General features: G+C 40.7%; 12 protein-coding genes. 10 read left to right on the top strand and 2 right to left on the bottom strand.

Annotation, left to right across the window (positions count from 1 at the left end; translation table 11 throughout):
* Window positions 1–101 precede the first annotated feature (101 nt).
* Window positions 102–2,576 carry an ABC transporter permease gene (locus H0W62_02260; GenBank protein ID MBA3647364.1) on the top strand — a complete coding sequence of 825 codons (2,475 nt, stop codon included), beginning with the start codon at window positions 102–104 and terminating at the stop codon, window positions 2,574–2,576.
* A gap of 254 nt (window positions 2,577–2,830) precedes the next feature.
* Window positions 2,831–5,794, top strand: coding sequence for a glycoside hydrolase (locus H0W62_02255; protein ID MBA3647363.1), 2,964 nt, complete (start codon window positions 2,831–2,833; stop codon window positions 5,792–5,794).
* A 17-nt stretch (window positions 5,795–5,811) separates the two neighbouring features.
* On the opposite strand, the gene H0W62_02250 is transcribed toward H0W62_02255, so the two are convergent.
* Together H0W62_02250 and H0W62_02245 are read right to left on the bottom strand one after the other, a co-directional pair.
* A complete protein-coding gene (locus H0W62_02250; protein MBA3647362.1) occupies window positions 5,812–6,324 on the bottom strand; it encodes a gamma carbonic anhydrase family protein in 513 nt (170 codons plus the stop codon).
* A 28-nt stretch (window positions 6,325–6,352) separates the two neighbouring features.
* Window positions 6,353–9,025 (bottom strand): M1 family peptidase, encoded by a 2,673-nt coding sequence (locus tag H0W62_02245; GenBank protein ID MBA3647361.1) that lies wholly within the window; start codon window positions 9,023–9,025, stop codon window positions 6,353–6,355.
* A 93-nt stretch (window positions 9,026–9,118) separates the two neighbouring features.
* Between H0W62_02245 and H0W62_02240 the strand changes: the two genes are divergently transcribed.
* The 8 genes from H0W62_02240 (at window position 9,119) to H0W62_02205 (ending at window position 16,870) form a co-directional block, all read left to right on the top strand.
* On the top strand, window positions 9,119–9,619 hold the full coding sequence (locus H0W62_02240; GenBank protein ID MBA3647360.1) for an acetyl-CoA carboxylase biotin carboxyl carrier protein subunit: 501 nt from the start codon (window positions 9,119–9,121) through the stop codon (window positions 9,617–9,619).
* Window positions 9,620–9,734: 115 nt separating this feature from the next.
* Window positions 9,735–10,211, top strand: a complete 477-nt coding sequence (locus H0W62_02235) for a 4Fe-4S binding protein (protein ID MBA3647359.1) — start codon at window positions 9,735–9,737, stop codon at window positions 10,209–10,211.
* A gap of 48 nt (window positions 10,212–10,259) precedes the next feature.
* Window positions 10,260–10,856 carry an NADH-quinone oxidoreductase subunit J gene (locus H0W62_02230; GenBank protein ID MBA3647358.1) on the top strand — a complete coding sequence of 199 codons (597 nt, stop codon included), beginning with the start codon at window positions 10,260–10,262 and terminating at the stop codon, window positions 10,854–10,856.
* 8 nt (window positions 10,857–10,864) lie between these two features.
* Entirely contained in the window at window positions 10,865–11,179 is a 315-nt protein-coding gene (gene nuoK, locus H0W62_02225; protein MBA3647357.1) for an NADH-quinone oxidoreductase subunit NuoK, read from the top strand.
* A gap of 39 nt (window positions 11,180–11,218) precedes the next feature.
* Window positions 11,219–13,222, top strand: a complete 2,004-nt coding sequence (gene nuoL / locus H0W62_02220) for an NADH-quinone oxidoreductase subunit L (GenBank protein ID MBA3647356.1) — start codon at window positions 11,219–11,221, stop codon at window positions 13,220–13,222.
* Window positions 13,223–13,439: 217 nt separating this feature from the next.
* On the top strand, window positions 13,440–14,942 hold the full coding sequence (locus H0W62_02215) for an NADH-quinone oxidoreductase subunit M (protein ID MBA3647355.1): 1,503 nt from the start codon (window positions 13,440–13,442) through the stop codon (window positions 14,940–14,942).
* A 78-nt stretch (window positions 14,943–15,020) separates the two neighbouring features.
* On the top strand, window positions 15,021–16,424 hold the full coding sequence (locus H0W62_02210; GenBank protein ID MBA3647354.1) for an NADH-quinone oxidoreductase subunit N: 1,404 nt from the start codon (window positions 15,021–15,023) through the stop codon (window positions 16,422–16,424).
* Window positions 16,425–16,477: 53 nt separating this feature from the next.
* The gene (locus H0W62_02205; GenBank protein ID MBA3647353.1) at window positions 16,478–16,870 is read left to right on the top strand and encodes a hypothetical protein; all 393 of its coding nucleotides are present in this window, start codon (window positions 16,478–16,480) and stop codon (window positions 16,868–16,870) included.
* Window positions 16,871–16,886: the final 16 nt, after the last annotated feature.

Genomic DNA, 16,886 nt, shown 5'->3' with positions numbered 1-16,886 from the left:
AAAACCGCACAACCATTTTTTCTTTATGAGACTAACCATTTGTATATCAGAAAGCTTTTTTCTGGCATGCGAATACGGAGTTAAGTACAAACATCTCAAAAATGATCAGGAATTATTTCAAGATCTCCTGGCGAAACATCACTCGCAATAGAGTGTATAGCATCATCAACATTGCAGGACTTGCGATTGGAATGGCTTGTGTGATCTTCATCTCTTTTTATGTATTGGATGAACTCAATTATGATCGCTTCCTTAAAGATGCAGCCCGTATTTACCAGGTAAACCTCGATGGAGATTTTGGCGGTAATGAATTCTTAACTTCCAATTCACCTCCTACAGTAGGGCCCGCGCTGGCTGCTACTTTCCCCGAAATAGAATCATATACCCGAATTTATCGCCCGGGCAATACAGTGGTCCGTTATGACGGAAGCCATTCAGAAAACTATTTTGATGAGGAAGGAATCATTGCTGTTGATTCTGCTTTCTTGAGAGTTTTTCCTTATCCGTTAATGGAAGGTGATCCAGCAACCTGTTTGAAAAACCCTAACTCAATTGTGATTACCGGGAGCATGGCGAAGAAATATTTTGGCAGTCAGCCTTCTATGGGTCAAACACTGTTGCTCGATGATGATCGAAAACCATTTTATGTAACAGGAATTGTTAAAGATGTTCCTTCACAATCATCCTTGCAATTTGATTTTTTAACACCCATTGCTGCATATCCGGTAATAAAAGAATTTAGCTGGAGCTGGGTATGGCTGCAGGTTGCAACATATGTTCGGATGCAAAACAACTTTCCAAATGACCAGCGTAGCATTTCCCGGCTGGTAGCAGCATTTCCTGCAATGGTGAAGGTGCAGGCTGCTAATGCATTCAAGCGTATTGGTCAGCCGCTCGATGAGCTCTATAAGAAAGGGGGAAAGTGGAATTTTCAGCTGCAACCAATCACAAAAGTGCACCTCTATTCAACCGATATTCAAGGGCGGCTCACAACACTTGGCGATATCAAATATGTCTACATTTTTTCCATCATCGCATTGTTCATTATCATCCTTGCCTGCGTCAATTTCATGAACCTTTCTACCGCGCAGTCCGCGAAGCGCGCGAAGGAAGTAGGTATGAGAAAAGTTCTGGGCTCTATCAAGGCTCAGTTGATCAGACAGTTTTTGACGGAAGCAATGATATACAGTTTCATATCAACTCTCATTGCCCTGTTGCTGATTACTGTGCTTCTAAAACCCTTTGATCAGCTTGCAGGGAAATCACTTGACCTCTCATTGTTTTTTACGAATGGTATTTGGCTTCTCGTGATCGTACTCTCCATCATCACAGGGTTAATGGCGGGGAGCTACCCGGCTTTTTATCTCACACGGTTTAAAACAGCAGCTGTTCTGAAAAATGTACAGGCATCACAATCGAATAGCGGAAATCAATTTATCCGGAATGGACTGGTGATCCTTCAGTTCACGATATCGACTGTGCTGATCATTTGCACGATAGTAGTGTTTAAACAGCTTCAATATACTCAAAACAAAAACCTGGGGTTGAATAAGGAAAATGTAATTGTGATCTCAAAAACAAACCGCCTCGGAAATAAGGAAGAGACATTCCGCGAGGAGCTCACCAGGCTTCCTCAGGTAGTGAGTGCAAGCATTTCTACGAGCATTCCTACTAAGGATCTCTTTGGTGATGGATATGTGCCGGAAGCAACCACGAATGACGAACCTAAGGTGAAAGATCTCACGCTCACTTCATTTATGGCTGATGACAATTTCATTCCCGCACTTCAGATCAAAGTATTGGAAGGAAGAAATTTCTCCCACGATTTTTCAGATTCCGCATCTGTAATTCTTAATGAAGAAGCTGCGAAGGAAATTGGCTGGAAAAAGCCGGTCGGAAAATTCATGACGTACCCGGGCCATAACGATCAGCGATTTAAAGTGATTGGGGTGGTAAAGGATTTCAATGTTCAATCCATCCGTTATTCGATGATTCCATTTGCGTTGTTCCACGCTTCATCAAAGACCTATGAGCTTTCCACCTCCTATACGCTGGTAAGAGTTCGTCCCGGAGATATGGAGAAAACGTTAAGGACGTTGAAGAGCAAATGGTCTGATTTCTCTCATGATACGCCGTTTACTTATACATTCTTAGACGGCGAATACCAGGAATTATATCGTTCGGAACAAAGAATGGGTTCTGTGTTTGGGCTCTTTACATTCCTTTCCTTGTTCATTGCATGTCTCGGATTGTTCGGCCTATCAGCGTACACGGCTGAGCGGCGCACTAAGGAAATTGGAATCCGGAAAGTGCTGGGCGCCACAGCATCCAATCTTGTAGCATTGCTGTCAAAAGATTTTGCGAAGCTGGTACTGGTCGCGGTGATTATTGCATTTCCCATGGCGTGGTGGGCAATGAATAAATGGCTTTCAGATTTTGCGTACCGCATCGACATAAGCCCATGGGTGTTTGTTGCAGCGGGATTGGTAGCGCTGATAATTGCATTATTGACTGTGAGCTTTCAATCAGTAAAGGCAGCAGTAATGAACCCGGTGAAGAGTTTGAGGATGGAATGAGTTGCGAACATACACCTAATATAAAAAATATCACTATAGAAACCCGCATTGCAGGTTTAAAATCAAATGCGGGATTGACTATTTCACTAAAAGTTTAAGAAGCGAATAGTAGTGCTGTCAGGAATTTCTAAATTTGGCCGATGCACTATTTTTTCATCACAAGAATTCTCCTGCTTGCTTTTTTTTGCGTTACAGCATGTTCTCTTCCTGCCCAGCCATTTGATTCTACACTGTTCAATTCCCTGCAATGGAGGATGATCGGGCCACATCGCGGTGGAAGAACCGTGGGAGCAGCGGGTGTTCCTCAGCAACCTAATGTTTTTTATATCGGTGTAAACAACGGAGGTGTTTGGAAAACTACCGATTATGGAAGAACCTGGAATCCCATTTTTGATGACCAGTCTACTGGCAGTATTGGTGACGTAGCTGTTGCACCTTCCAATCCAAAGGTTGTCTATGCAGGCAGCGGTGAGGGACTGCAGAGGCCGGACCTTTCAGTGGGAAATGGAATGTATAAATCCACTAATGCTGGTAAAACCTGGATACACATTGGCCTGGATGAAGTGCAGCAGATTGGAGGGATTGCCATAGATCCTGCCGATGAAAACCGGATCTTTGTGGCTGCGCTTGGTCATCCGTACGGTGCAAATCCCGAACGCGGTGTTTACCTGACAACGGATGGAGGCAAAACATGGAAAAAGGTTCTTTATAAAGATGAAAACACAGGTGCCATACAAGTCGCCATTGATCCGAAAAATCCACAAATAATTTATGCTGATCTGTGGGCTTCGCGTTTGGCTCCCTGGGAAAATGGTCAATGGCAGGGAAGCGAAAGTGGCCTTTATAAATCTACTGATGGAGGTAATACATGGAGGCAGCTCACTAAAGGGTTACCAACTGCTGAAGAAGGCTTAAGCCGGATAGGTTTTTGTATTGCACCTTCTGATCCATCCCGCATGTATGCAACTGTGAATGCAAAAAAATCGGGTGGCATATACCGGAGCGATGATGCAGGAGAATCATGGATAATGATCAACAGCGATGAAAGGTTATGGGGTCGCGGAGATGATTTTGCGGAAGTAAAAGCAGATCCCAGAAACCCTGATATCGTATACTCTGCCGATGTGGTCACGTGGAAATCTATAGATGGAGGCAAGACGTGGACAGCCTTCAGAGGCGCACCCGGAGGTGATGACTACCACCGCATCTGGATCAACCCCGATCATTCAGAAATCATCTTAATTGCAGGAGATCAAGGTGCGATTATTACCGTGAACGGAGGGCAATCTTTTTCCTCGTGGTATAACCAGCCCACTGCCCAGTTTTATCATGTGAGTGCGGATAATACCTTTCCATATAATATCTATGGCGGCCAGCAGGAAAGTGGTTCCGTAGGTATTGTTTCACGGGGTAATTACGGCCAGATTACTTTCCGGGAATGGCATCCTGTAGGAGCGGAGGAGTATGGATATGTTGCAGCAGACCCATTGGATGCGAATATTATTTATGGAGGAAAGCTTACCAGGTACAATAAGCTGACGGAGCAGGTACAGGATATTTCTCCGGAAGCTGTGCGAAGTGGAAAGTACCGGTTTCTTAGAACGGCGCCTGTCTTGTTTTCTCCTATTGATCCCAAGACTTTGTTTTATGCGGGAAATGTACTTTTTAAAACAAGAAATGGAGGTCAATCATGGCAGGTAATCAGCCCTGATCTTTCAAGGGAAACCTGGGAGATCCCTGAAAATATTGGTGTCTATCTTAATGAGGAAATGAAAAGCATGCCGCGCCGCGGAGTGATTTATACTGTTGCGCCTTCGCCTCTCGACAGCAATACCATTTGGGCAGGAACCGATGACGGGTTAATCCATATAACAAAAGACGGTGGAAAAAACTGGAAGAATGTCACGCCTGCAGCCATCACTTCATGGAGTAAGATTTCATTGATAGAAGCAAGCCATTTTGATGTCAATAGTGCTTATGTTGCTGTGAACAGGATTCGCCTGGACGACATGCATCCACACATCTACCGCACACAGGATGCAGGTGTAACCTGGGTTGAAACAGTGAATGGCTTACCCGATGATCCTGTTAATACGGTGCGCGAAGATCCCAACCGAAAAGGGTTATTGTTTGCAGGATCAGAAAGGGCAGTGTATGTTTCCTTTGATGACGGAGATCATTGGCAATCGCTGAGGCTTAACATGCCTGCTACCTCCATCCGGGATCTCATCATTAAAAACAGCGATATCATTGTTGCCACTCATGGTAGAAGCTTTTGGATCCTGGATGACATCACGATGTTGCGTCAGCTTTCTGCACCATTAATTGCGGGAAACAACATTTTATTCAGTCCACAGGCAGCATACCGTGTGCGGTGGAATTTAAATGGTGACACTCCATTACCACCTGATGAGCCGGCGGGTGAAAACCCACCGGATGGCGCAATTATCGATTATTACCTGAAAGAAAAAGTTAATGGTGAACTCCAGCTTGATATTTTTGATTCCAGCGGAAAGGCCGTTCGTCACTTTTCAAGCAATGACAAACCTTATGAAATCCCTGCAGTGAATATTCCTTTATATTGGATTCGCCCGCAGCAAATCTTGTCCGGTGAAGCAGGTGCACATCGCTTTATATGGAACCTGCATTATACTCCGTTAACGGTTACTCCAGCTTATTCCCTGGCGGCCATTTATGAAAATACTGCACCAGATCCAACCTCACCTTGGGTTGTTCCGGGTAACTATACTTTAAAGCTTGCAGTAAATGGAAAAACTCTTTCGCAGTCTATAAATGTAAAAATGGATCCCCGCGTTAAAATGTCTCCCAAAGATTTACAAGAGCAATTTGATCTTTCCATGCAATGCTATGAAGCACGACAGGAAGTAATGAACCTAACAAACGAAATTATAAATACCCGAAAAAAAATTACCGCCCGAATTCCAAAGTCAAGCAGTATTAAAGTTTCAGGATTAAAAGAACTGGACAGGAAACTGGCTTTGATACAAAATTCTGAAGCAGGTAATAGTAAATCAAGCCTGTCTGGTTTAGATGATGCTTTTACAACGTTATTTAATATTCTTCAAGGTGCAGATATGACTCCAACGTTGCAAACTATTTCAGCAGTAAAAGAAAATCTTAAGGCATGGAAAGATTTGAATGGAAAATGGGAGCAATTTAAAAAAGATTTTTCCTTACATAAAGAATTGCAGAATTAATCAGGCGATATCAGCCATCACTTATACCATTCCGCATACATTAAATAATTACGGGCAATTCGCATATTTATATTTTCGAAATGCTCCGGAGAAAGCTCTTTTACTTTTTTTGCGGGAATACCTGCATAAATGCTGCCTGATTCAACACGTGAATTTTCAAGGACAACAGAGCCTGCAGCAATCAATGAATTTTTTTCTATCACCGCATGGTCCATTACAATGGCTCCCATTCCAATAACCACATTATCTTCGATGATGCAGCCATGAACGATAGCAGCGTGGCCAATAGAAACGTAATTTCCAATTTCAGTGAAAGCCTTTTGGTAAGTACAGTGAATTATAGCTCCATCCTGAATATTTACCTGGTTTCCAATCCGGATATAATGGACATCGCCCCGTAATACTGCATTAAACCATACCGAGCAATCATTGCCCATAACTACATCCCCGGTTACTGTAGCATTGTCCGCAAGGAAACAGTTTTTACCGAATTGTGGAGTAATTCCTCGTATCGTTTTAATGATCGGCATTCAAAGAAATGAATCAAAGCTTACGGATTTAATTTACTCCCCAGATTTTACGCAACCGTTCTTCCTTTTCTGCAGATTTAATTGCTGCCAATTTTACATCGACTAAAGAGATGGTGGAGGATAATTGCTCCTGCCTCAATTTTAAATTGCTATAATCTTGAGAACCTGCAGTCAGTTTATCGAGCTGAATTTGCCAGGCTGATGCCTGCTCCTGCATGGCCGTTTTGATGTTACCTATTGAAGTCACAGCAGCATATCTGTTCCACCATGCACCACTTGCAGAAGTTGCTACAGCATACAATACATTTAATCCACTGTCCAAAACTGCAGGCTGCTGTGTCATCCTGCCAAGAAACTGGCCGTATTGCGCCAGCATTGCATACTTTTGAAAACCCGTGCGGTTGCTTATTGCAGAAATAAAATAATTATTTTTTTCACTGCCGCCTTCCATCGCATATAAGTTGGCTACCGCCGCCTGAATGGCATCTTCATTTTCATTCTCTACAGTACTTGCGAATTGCAATGCTTTATCTAAATCCATTTTTGATAGTGCTTCCAATGCCACTCCAATTACTTCATAAGAACTATCACTGATTGCTTTTTCAAAATAGGGTAGAGTAGTATTATCATTCCATAACATCATCTGCTCCAGAGCAGCAGCGCGTACCAACGATTTTGGATCCGATGCCGCCATTTCCAGTAACTTATTCTTTGTTGAAGATGTCATGTATTTCATCTTCACTCTTTCAACAGCAGTTGTTCTTATATCCCAGGATTTATCATTCAGCGCGTGCTGTATCACCTCTGAATATAACGGGCTTAATGTATCGCTGCTAAAATGTTGTAAAGCTTCCAGGCGGTCCATAAAAAGCGGACCTTTTATCATCTGCATTGCAAAAGCGGAATCACTCTTTTTATCGATTTTTTCACAGACCAGAATTTTATCAGCATCAAAATTTACCAGTTCCGGTTCATGATCGCACGGCAAAAAAATGGTTTGCTTCTGCTGATCAAACATTGCCTGGTGCCTTGTTACTTTTCCATTTTCATAAACATCTATAGCTACCGGAAGCTTAAAAACAGGGTTGCCCTCTTTTAAATTTTGTGTTTGTTCTACCGTCACTTCTTCCTGATGAGAAATTGAATCGTATTGATAAGATATAGTAAGCTTCGGATGACCTCCGGAAAAATACCATTGGTTAAAAAACCAGTTTAAATCCTTTCCGGTTACTTTCTCAAACGCTAATCGAAGATTGGCAACTTCGGCCGCCTGGAAGCGGTTATCGTTCAAGTACACTTGCAGGGATTTAAAAAATGCTTCATCCCCGGTATAATTGCGCAGCATGTTTAGTATGAGTCCCCCCTTATCGTAGCTGATGCGGTCGAACACGTCCTCTTTGTCATCATAAAAATAACGCACTAAGGGATCGTCATTCTGCAGTGCCTGGTGCATGTATTTCTGCATGCTTTCATAGCGATGCAAATCCGCTTCCTCTCTTCCAAATTTATGTTCGAACCACAAATATTCAGCATAGTCTGCGAAAGATTCGTTAAGAGTAATGTTGGACCACGATTCACAGGTTACCAGATCACCAAACCACTGATGAAACAGTTCATGGCAGATGTAATCTTCATAGTCACCATCAAGTCTTTCTCTCGGTGTCTGCTGTAAGCCTTCCATATGAACTGTAGCGGTAACGTTTTCTTCCGCACCGGCTACAAAATCATGAGCTACGATTTGTGAATACTTTGGCCAGGGATAAACCACACCTAAAAGATTTGAAAAATATTCAATCATCTCCGGTGTATTGCCAAAAATTTCTCTTGCATAGCGCTCAAAAGGCTTATCTACATAATAATTTACTTCCATATTTTTCCAGTGGTCCTTTACGATAGCGAATGGCCCTGCAGCAATCATTACGAGATAAGGAGCATAAGGCAAATCAAGTTTCCAGGTATCGGTATGAGTGCCATTCCCATTATCTTTTGAAGAGGTCATAAGCCCATTAGAAAGTGTTACAAAACCATTTTCTACAGTCATGGTGACTTCAGTGGTCATTTTCATATTGGGTTTATCAATGGTCGGGAACCATGCGGAATTAGATTCCGATTCCCCCTGCGTCCAGAGCTCCCTTGGCTTATCCGGATCTTTGTCATCAGCATTTATGAAATAAAGACCCCTTGCATCATTGATAGCCGCAGAACCTTTTACTTTTAACTCATTTGGTCTGGCAGTGTAATCAATATAAATGGTGTACTGTTCGCCGGAGATATATTTTTTAGCAAGCTGAATTTTTATCTGCATGGAATCGTACGAAAATTGAAGAGGAATATTACCACCGGCTTTTACCAGTTCAATTTTATGAATATCGAACCCTTTCGCATCCAGGGTAAGCGAATCAGTAGCATAAAAATGGGGTTTTAAGATGATCCACGCTTTACCATATAAATAGGTTTTCTGCCAATCAAATTTTACATCAAGCTTAGTGTGAACAAGATCATTAACTATAGTTGCAGAACCCCGGTAATCAGGAGAAGTTATTATAATGGAATCTTCAGGAATCTCTATATACTCAGAATCTGATTTTTTAGACTGGTAATCATTATTTTTACCTGTGGTAACAATATTTCTTTGAGTGGAACAACCAACAATAATTGTTAGCGATAACAAAAATATACCTGCACATAGTCTTTGATTCATCTATTAAAATTTTTTGAAATCTCTCTTTTAAATGATTGTTTTTAGCACTGGCAAAAGTAGAGTATCTATCTTTAAAAAAATTTAGCATGGGTTATGTATAAGGTTTCAGTTAGCGAGGATTCTCCACGTGAAATTACCTTTACAGATAATAGAATACTGATAGATGGCAAGGAAAATTCCTGGGATATTATTGCTATCGATAACAGGCGATTTCATATTTTAAAAGATAACCAGTCTTTCACTACAGAGATTATAAAAGCTGACTATGAAAAAAAAGTTTTCGAGATTAAAGTCAATGGCAACCATTATACCGTAGCAGTAAAAGACCGATTTGATGAATTGCTTCAGAAACTGGGGATGGAAAATTCTGCTTCTCCAAAAATTAATGTTATAAGGGCACCTATGCCGGGATTAGTGCTCAGGATTATGGTTGAAGCAGGTCAGGAACTTAAGCCAGGTGAGTCCATCCTTCTCCTCGAGGCCATGAAGATGGAGAACGTGATCAAATCACCTGGAGAGGGAAAAATAAAAGCGATTAAAATAAAAGAGAGTGATGCTGTAGAGAAAAACCAGGTTTTAATTGAGCTGGAATAATTTTTTTAGCAGTTACCTTTTTTGAAAAACAGGAAGCCTTTTAAAAAAATAATTTAACATTGAAGCTGTACCGGTTTGATTTCAAATTGAAGACTTTTCAAAATTAATTTAATTCATGTATTTAGTAAATTACTTTAAAGAAATATATGGTGCCGTAAAGTCATTACTCACGGGCATGCGCCGCACGGGTTATTACTTTACTCATCACAAGGAAATTATAACGCAGCAATACCCAGACAACAGGGCGACGCTGATATTTCCTGAACGTTTCAGGGGAGAAGTGATCATGCCTCATGATGAAAATAATGAGCATGCCTGTACCGGCTGTACGGCTTGTGAGCTTGCCTGCCCGAACGGAACTATTAAGATTATAACCAAGTCTGATATAACACCGGAAGGCAAAAAGAAAAAAGCGATAGACACCTTTGTGTATCACCTGGAATTATGTACCATGTGTAACCTGTGTATAGAAGCCTGCCCAACCGATGCAATTAAAATGGCCCAGACTTTTGAGCACAGTGTGTATGACCGAAGCAGGCTGACAAAAGTTTTGAACCTGCCGGGGTCAAAGCTCAGGCCGGGGATTGAGTAATTTTAATAGTCTTTAATTGAAGGGAATTTTCAGATTTAATTGTAATCAGTGACAGCTAATCAAATTGTTTTTTATATCCTTAGTGCTTTTCTTTTAGGAACAGCAATACTTTCTGTAACGGCAAGAAAAATTTTTCGCTCAGCAATCTGGCTTTTATTTTCACTCATGGGTATAGCGGGGTTGTTTTTTTGGATGGAAGTAGAATTTATTGCTGCAATTCAAATAGTGGTCTATGTGGGTGGTATTGTAGTGCTGATTATATTTTCCATTTTCCTCACGGAGCAATCCGGAAGAGAGATGCCAAAACCTCCTTTCATCCGCACTTTTGTTGCTATACTGTCCGTGAGCTTCGGTTTTTTCCTGACTTATATTTTAATTTATCAATATGGCTTTCAACCATCTGAAAAAAAGTTTGAATGGAGTGTCATGAAAATAGGAAATCAGATGACATCAACGGGTGAGGGTGGTTTTGCACTTCCTTTTGAAGTAGTAAGCATCCTTTTATTGGCTGCCATGATCGGATGTATTGTTATTGCAATGCGGGCCAGACCGAATCAGGCTGCAAGCTCAAAGTTTGCTGATTTAAACCCAGGTTTAAATTCAGGCATTACAGAAACGGTTTCTGAAAAATCCAATTTCCAATAATATAAATCATGAAAGAAATTGGCCTGAACCAAATATTATTTGTAAGCACTGCCTTATTTTTTATCGGGGCATACGGATTATTTACGAGGCGAAACATGATTACCATGCTGATGGCAATTGAGCTGATCCTTAACAGTGTAAATATTAATTTCATTGCTTTTAATAAATACATGTATCCTGAGAGGCTCGACGGAATTTTCTTTACCATTTTTATAATCACCATCGCAGCGTCAGAAGCAGCAGTTGCAATTGCAATTATTATTAACCTGTACCGAAGCCATAAATCCATTGATGTGGAAAGCGCAACAGAAATGAAATTTTAATGCGATAGAAAATACTTAATTAGTACTCTATTATAGTCGATGAGCCATTATAGCTACGCCACCTTAATTCCACTTTTGCCGCTTGCAGGTTTTATATTACTTGGCTTATTCGGAAGAAAGTATTTCAGCAAGAGCTCTGGGGTTATAGCAACTTTCCTATTGTTGATATCCGCACTGTTATCGCTATATATTGCTTACCAATATTTTTTTGTGGCTGAAAAGGTGAAGGAAACTTATGAAACTATAGTTCCATTAAAGTACACCTGGCTGCAATTTACGAGTGCTGCGCTGCAAAAACCAGGAAGTCCAAATGATCTTTCCATTGATATGGGAATTCTCCTCGACCCCATCTCTGTAATGATGATGGTAGTGATCACCTTTATTTCCCTGATGGTACATATTTACAGTTTGGGTTACATGAAAAAGGAAGAACGCTTTTCAACTTATTATGCTTTCCTGTCGCTCTTTACTTTTTCAATGCTCGGATTGGTTATCTCATCAAATATTTTTCAGATTTATATTTTTTGGGAGCTCGTGGGTATTTCTTCTTATTTGCTCATTGGGTTTTATTACGACCGGCCTGCTGCTGTTGCAGCATCCAAAAAAGCATTTATCGTCACTCGCTTTGCAGATTTGGGATTTCTGATTGGTATTCTAATACTTTCATTTTATTCCGGAAGCCTGGATTTTCAAACCATAATTCAACGGCTCACAACACCTTCTCCACAATTATCGAATATAATCACGGTTTCGTTTCTGGGTTTTTCGGCTTTATCGTGGGGATTAGTTTTGATATTCATTGGTGGCGCAGGAAAGTCCGCCATGTTTCCACTCCATATCTGGTTGCCCGATGCGATGGAAGGTCCTACTCCGGTTTCTGCATTAATTCATGCTGCGACTATGGTGGTTGCTGGTGTTTTCCTGGTGGCAAGGATGTTTCCTGTCTTTGTTATTTCTGATCCGGCGGCGCTCGAAGTAGTTGCGTTTACAGGGATCTTTTCAGCCTTTTTAGCTGCTATCATTGCCTGTACACAAACGGATATTAAAAGAGTGCTTGCTTTTTCTACCATGTCTCAGATCGGGTTTATGATGTTTGCGCTCGGTGTTTCCGGCTACAGTGGTGGACATGGTGCCGGTTATACGGCTTCTATGTTTCATCTTTTCACACATGCATTTTTCAAATCATCTCTCTTTCTATGCGCCGGTATAGTTATTCATGCTGTGCATAGCAACCAGGTGAAAGACATGGGTGGGTTAAGAAAATCAATGCCGGTTACTCACGCCGCCTTTCTAATAGCATGTCTTGCGATTTCAGGTATTCCTCCGTTTGCAGGTTTCTTTAGCAAAGAAGAAATTTTATATGCTGCGTATCAATCCAATAGATTAATATACACTATCGGGTTGATTACCTCAGGTATTACTGCTTTCTATATGTTTCGGTTGTACTTTTCAATTTTCTGGAATAAGGAAGCTAATACTCATTCGGAATTAATCTCCGAATCACTTTCAAATAATTCATCTGAAAACAGGCATTCAAGCGAGGGAACTTTCAGCATGAAGCTTCCGCTTGTGATTCTTTCGGTATGCACGTTGCTGGCGGGCTTCGTTCCTTTTTCGGGTTTTGTTTCTTCGGATGGACAATTGTTTCACAGTGTGGTTCCATTCAGCTTTTCTGTTGCGCCGGTTTTGCTATCAGTAACGGGTATTTTTATTGCTTACTTATTGTATAGAAAAGAAAATGGTCGTCCTCAAAAAATTGCAAATTCATTAGGAAACATTTATCAGGCTATTTACCATAAATTTTATATTGATGAAGCTTATCTTTTTATTACAAAAAAAATTCTCTTCAACTTAATTGGGAAGTCTTCAGCCTGGACGGATCGCAATGTTGTTGATAGAACCATGAATAGTATAGCAACAGGCACCGGAAAGTTTTCTTTAGCCATCAGGAAATTGCAATCAGGCAATGTGCAGGAATATGCCCTCTATTTCTTTGGTGGAATTGCAGTAATGATTGTGATTTTTGTCTATTGGTGGAAATAGTGATAAAGATTAACCCATAGTAATTTGGCGCAATGCTTAATTAATAAATATTCATGACAATATTTAGTATGCAAAATAATAAGAACCTATTCAATGATTGTAAATCCTGCTTGAAGTTTTGATGTACGCAGTTTTACTGTTTTTAAGTTTGACATCCCGCATCTATTTTTAATCTTCGCTGACTGTTGCAATTGAAGTATTCACTGTTAGAGAATAAATGAATCTTTCACTCCTACTGCTATTTCCATTCTTAAGTGTTTTAGGAATTATTCCCTGCCGTGGATTATATCAGATCCGGTGGATCGCATTTACGGGAGCTCTACTACAACTTCTTGTATCCTTTAAGTTGTTATTTCAATTCTGGAATGAAAGGGCAGCAGGAAATACAAGCCCTATGCTTTTTCAGTCGGATTATGTTTGGTATTCGGCACTTAATATCCATTTTCATATGGGTGCCGATGGAATTTCGGTTGCCATGATCCTGCTCACCGCTTTTGTCGTGCTGGCAGGCATTTTAATTTCCTGGAAACAGCAAGACAAACCCAAAGAATTTTTTCTTCTGCTCATCCTGCTTTCAATAAGTGCCTACGGTTTTTTTATTTCTCTCGATCTGTTCATGCTGTTCTTCTTCCTTGAAATTTCCGTTATTCCAAAGTTTCTTCTGATTGGAATCTGGGGTAGTGGAAAAAAAGAATACAGTGCCATGAAGCTGGCTCTAATGCTGATGGCCGGATCGGCACTGGTACTTGTCGGTTTGCTTGGCCTATATTTTAATACCTCTGCAGATAATGGCATACATACCTTTGATATACTGCAAATTTCTAAAATGAACATCCCGGTAAATGTCCAGGATATTTTTTCCCCATTTGCTTTTGCCGGATTTGGAATTTTTGCTGCATTGTTTCCCTTTCACACCTGGGTGCCTGACGGACATTCTTCCGCACCAACTGCAGCTTCTATGTTTTTAGCAGGTATCTCAATGAAGCTCGGTGGCTACGGATGCCTGCGGGTCGCTACCTACCTGATGCCCCAGGCTGCTATAGACTACTCCTGGATTATTGTGCTGCTTGCAACTATTGCAATCATTTACGGAGCCTTTACCACCATGATGCAAAAAGACCTGAAATACATTAATGCATATTCATCGGTGAGCCACTGCGGTTTTGTTTTGTTGGGAATCGGGATGCTGACCCAGACCTCCATCACCGGCGCCGTAATGCAAATGGTTTCCCATGGATTAATGACAGCGCTCTTCTTCGCTTGTATAGGAATGATTTACGACAGAACACATACCCGCGAAGTTGCCAGGCTCGGCGGCATCCTGAAAATGATGCCCTTTATTTCTACGGTTTTTGTAATTGCAGGGTTGTGTTCATTAGGCCTTCCGGGATTAAGCGGATTTATTGCAGAGGTAACCGTTTTTATAGGCTCCTGGCAGCGCCCCGATACGTGGTACCGCGTGGCAACAATTCTTGCCTGTGCCTCCATAGTAGTAACTGCAGTATATATATTGCGCGCCGTAGGTTCGGTAGTAATGGGTGAAATACCCTCAGCATCATTTTTAACCTTTAAGGATGCAACATGGAATGAAAAGATGGCTGCAGGAATATTGATCTGTGGTATTGTGGCAATTGGCGTTGCTCCATTTTGGCTGTATGGTTTAATAACTCCGGGAACCGAAGAGATTATGAAAAATATTGTTCAGTTAGTAGTGAAATGATTTTATACTTTCAAGGCTATCCCATAACCTATTAATAGTGTTAGAACTTAAAGTTGGATTAGTAAAGAAACAAAGGATATGATCCAGTTCCTGATATTGATGAAATCGGAATTGCTCGTAACAGTCATTCTTTTCATTCTCCTTTTTATAAAAATATGGGGTGATAAAATGAAGAGTGATACGGTTATCAGTGTCATCAACATTTTATTACTGATTAATCTCTTAGCCGGTTTCTTTGGAATTACCGAAGGCACTTTGTTCGGCGATATGTTTCGAACCAATTCACTGATCACCTTTGAAAAAAATATTTTAAACCTGGGGGTTTTCCTTATCTCCCTACAGGCTTATCACTGGCTGAAAGCCCACCAGCATGCCATTGAATTTTACCTCCTGATGCTATCAACTTTGCTTGGAATGTTTTTTATGATTTCAAGCAATAACCTGCTGATGTTTTACTTAGGTCTTGAATTATCAACCATCCCGCTTGCAGCCCTTTCAAACTTTGATCTCGAAAAGCGAAGGTCATCGGAAGCGGCCATGAAATTTATAATGTCATCCGCATTTTCATCGGGCTTATTGCTGTTTGGCATTTCTATGTTATATGGAATTTCAGGTACTTTAAACTTTACGGAATTATCATCTCAGATTAATGGAAATCCGTTGCAGCTCTTTTCATTCATTTTATTATTTGCGGGATTCGGCTTTAAAATTTCTGTGGTTCCCTTTCACTTATGGACAGCCGATGTATACGAAGGCTCTCCGGTATCAGTTACAAGTTATCTTTCAGTAATATCAAAAGGAGCAATTCTTTTTGTATTGATTTCTGTCCTGCTCACCGTTTTTCATAATCTTCAGGAAGTCTCCTATAACATTCTTTTTTTGCTTTCGATTCTTACTATGGTTATCGGAAACCTATTTGCCCTTCGGCAACATAATATGAAGCGGTTCCTGGCATTCTCGTCTATTGCACAAATTGGCTTTATCCTGATTGGTATTTCAGGGCAGTCAATTGCCGGAAATACATCCGTTGTTTTTTTCGTGCTGGTCTATATTTTTTCTAACCTGGGGGCTTTCGGGGTTGTGTCTGTTGTAAGCGAATTAACAGGCAGGGAAACCCTTGAGGATTACAAAGGATTTTATAACAACAATCCGCTTTTAAGCTGGGTTCTTGCCATTTCATTATTTTCACTTGCAGGTATTCCGCCGACAGCTGGTTTTTTCGGGAAATTTTTTTTACTTCTTGCAGGCGCAGCGAAAGGAAATTATGTGCTCATTACAATTGCCGCATTAAACATGGTAATTTCTTTGTATTACTACCTTCGCATCGTAAGAACGATGTTTATGGATACGAATGAGAAACCCATTGAAAGGATAAAAGCCGGATGGTTTCCAAAGATCTCGTTGGCAATTTGTATTACAGGAATAGTACTTACAGGAATAATGAGTGATGCTTACCAGTATATTTATTCGTTGTTTCAATAAACGGATATAGCTTCTATAAGATTATTTTTAAATTTATTTCCATTCGAATTCAAATGGCCATTAATAAAAATCATGAGTTCGAAGATTTAGAAGGAATTAAATGCGCTATCGTGGAAAGAAATGTTTCACAGGAGCGGATTGATTTTTTAACAGCATTACTTCAATATAACCGTTACACAATAATAGTTGTAGCAACTCCTCCTAAAGTTGCTGCAAAACCAGCAGCAGTTGCCATGCCCGCCGAAGAGAGTGAAATAAAGGAAGAAGTATCAACGGCGCCAACCTTTACAATCGGTGTTACGGATGTTACCTTCAATGCAATCAATGCTATTTTCGGAAGATTGCTTCATACTCCTGGCGGCCATGTGGTAACATTTGCGTACTGGCAGCAAAGAGATGAAATTTCCCGCGATGAGATACCTTACTATGAAGAAAAAAAATATTGACAGGCTTATAGATTCT

Source organism: Chitinophagales bacterium (assembly GCA_013816805.1).
Taxonomy (GTDB): Bacteria; Bacteroidota; Bacteroidia; order Chitinophagales; family UBA10324; genus MGR-bin340.
Note: the sequence above shows the minus strand (reverse complement) of the source record. Positions and strands in the feature narration are given on the sequence as shown.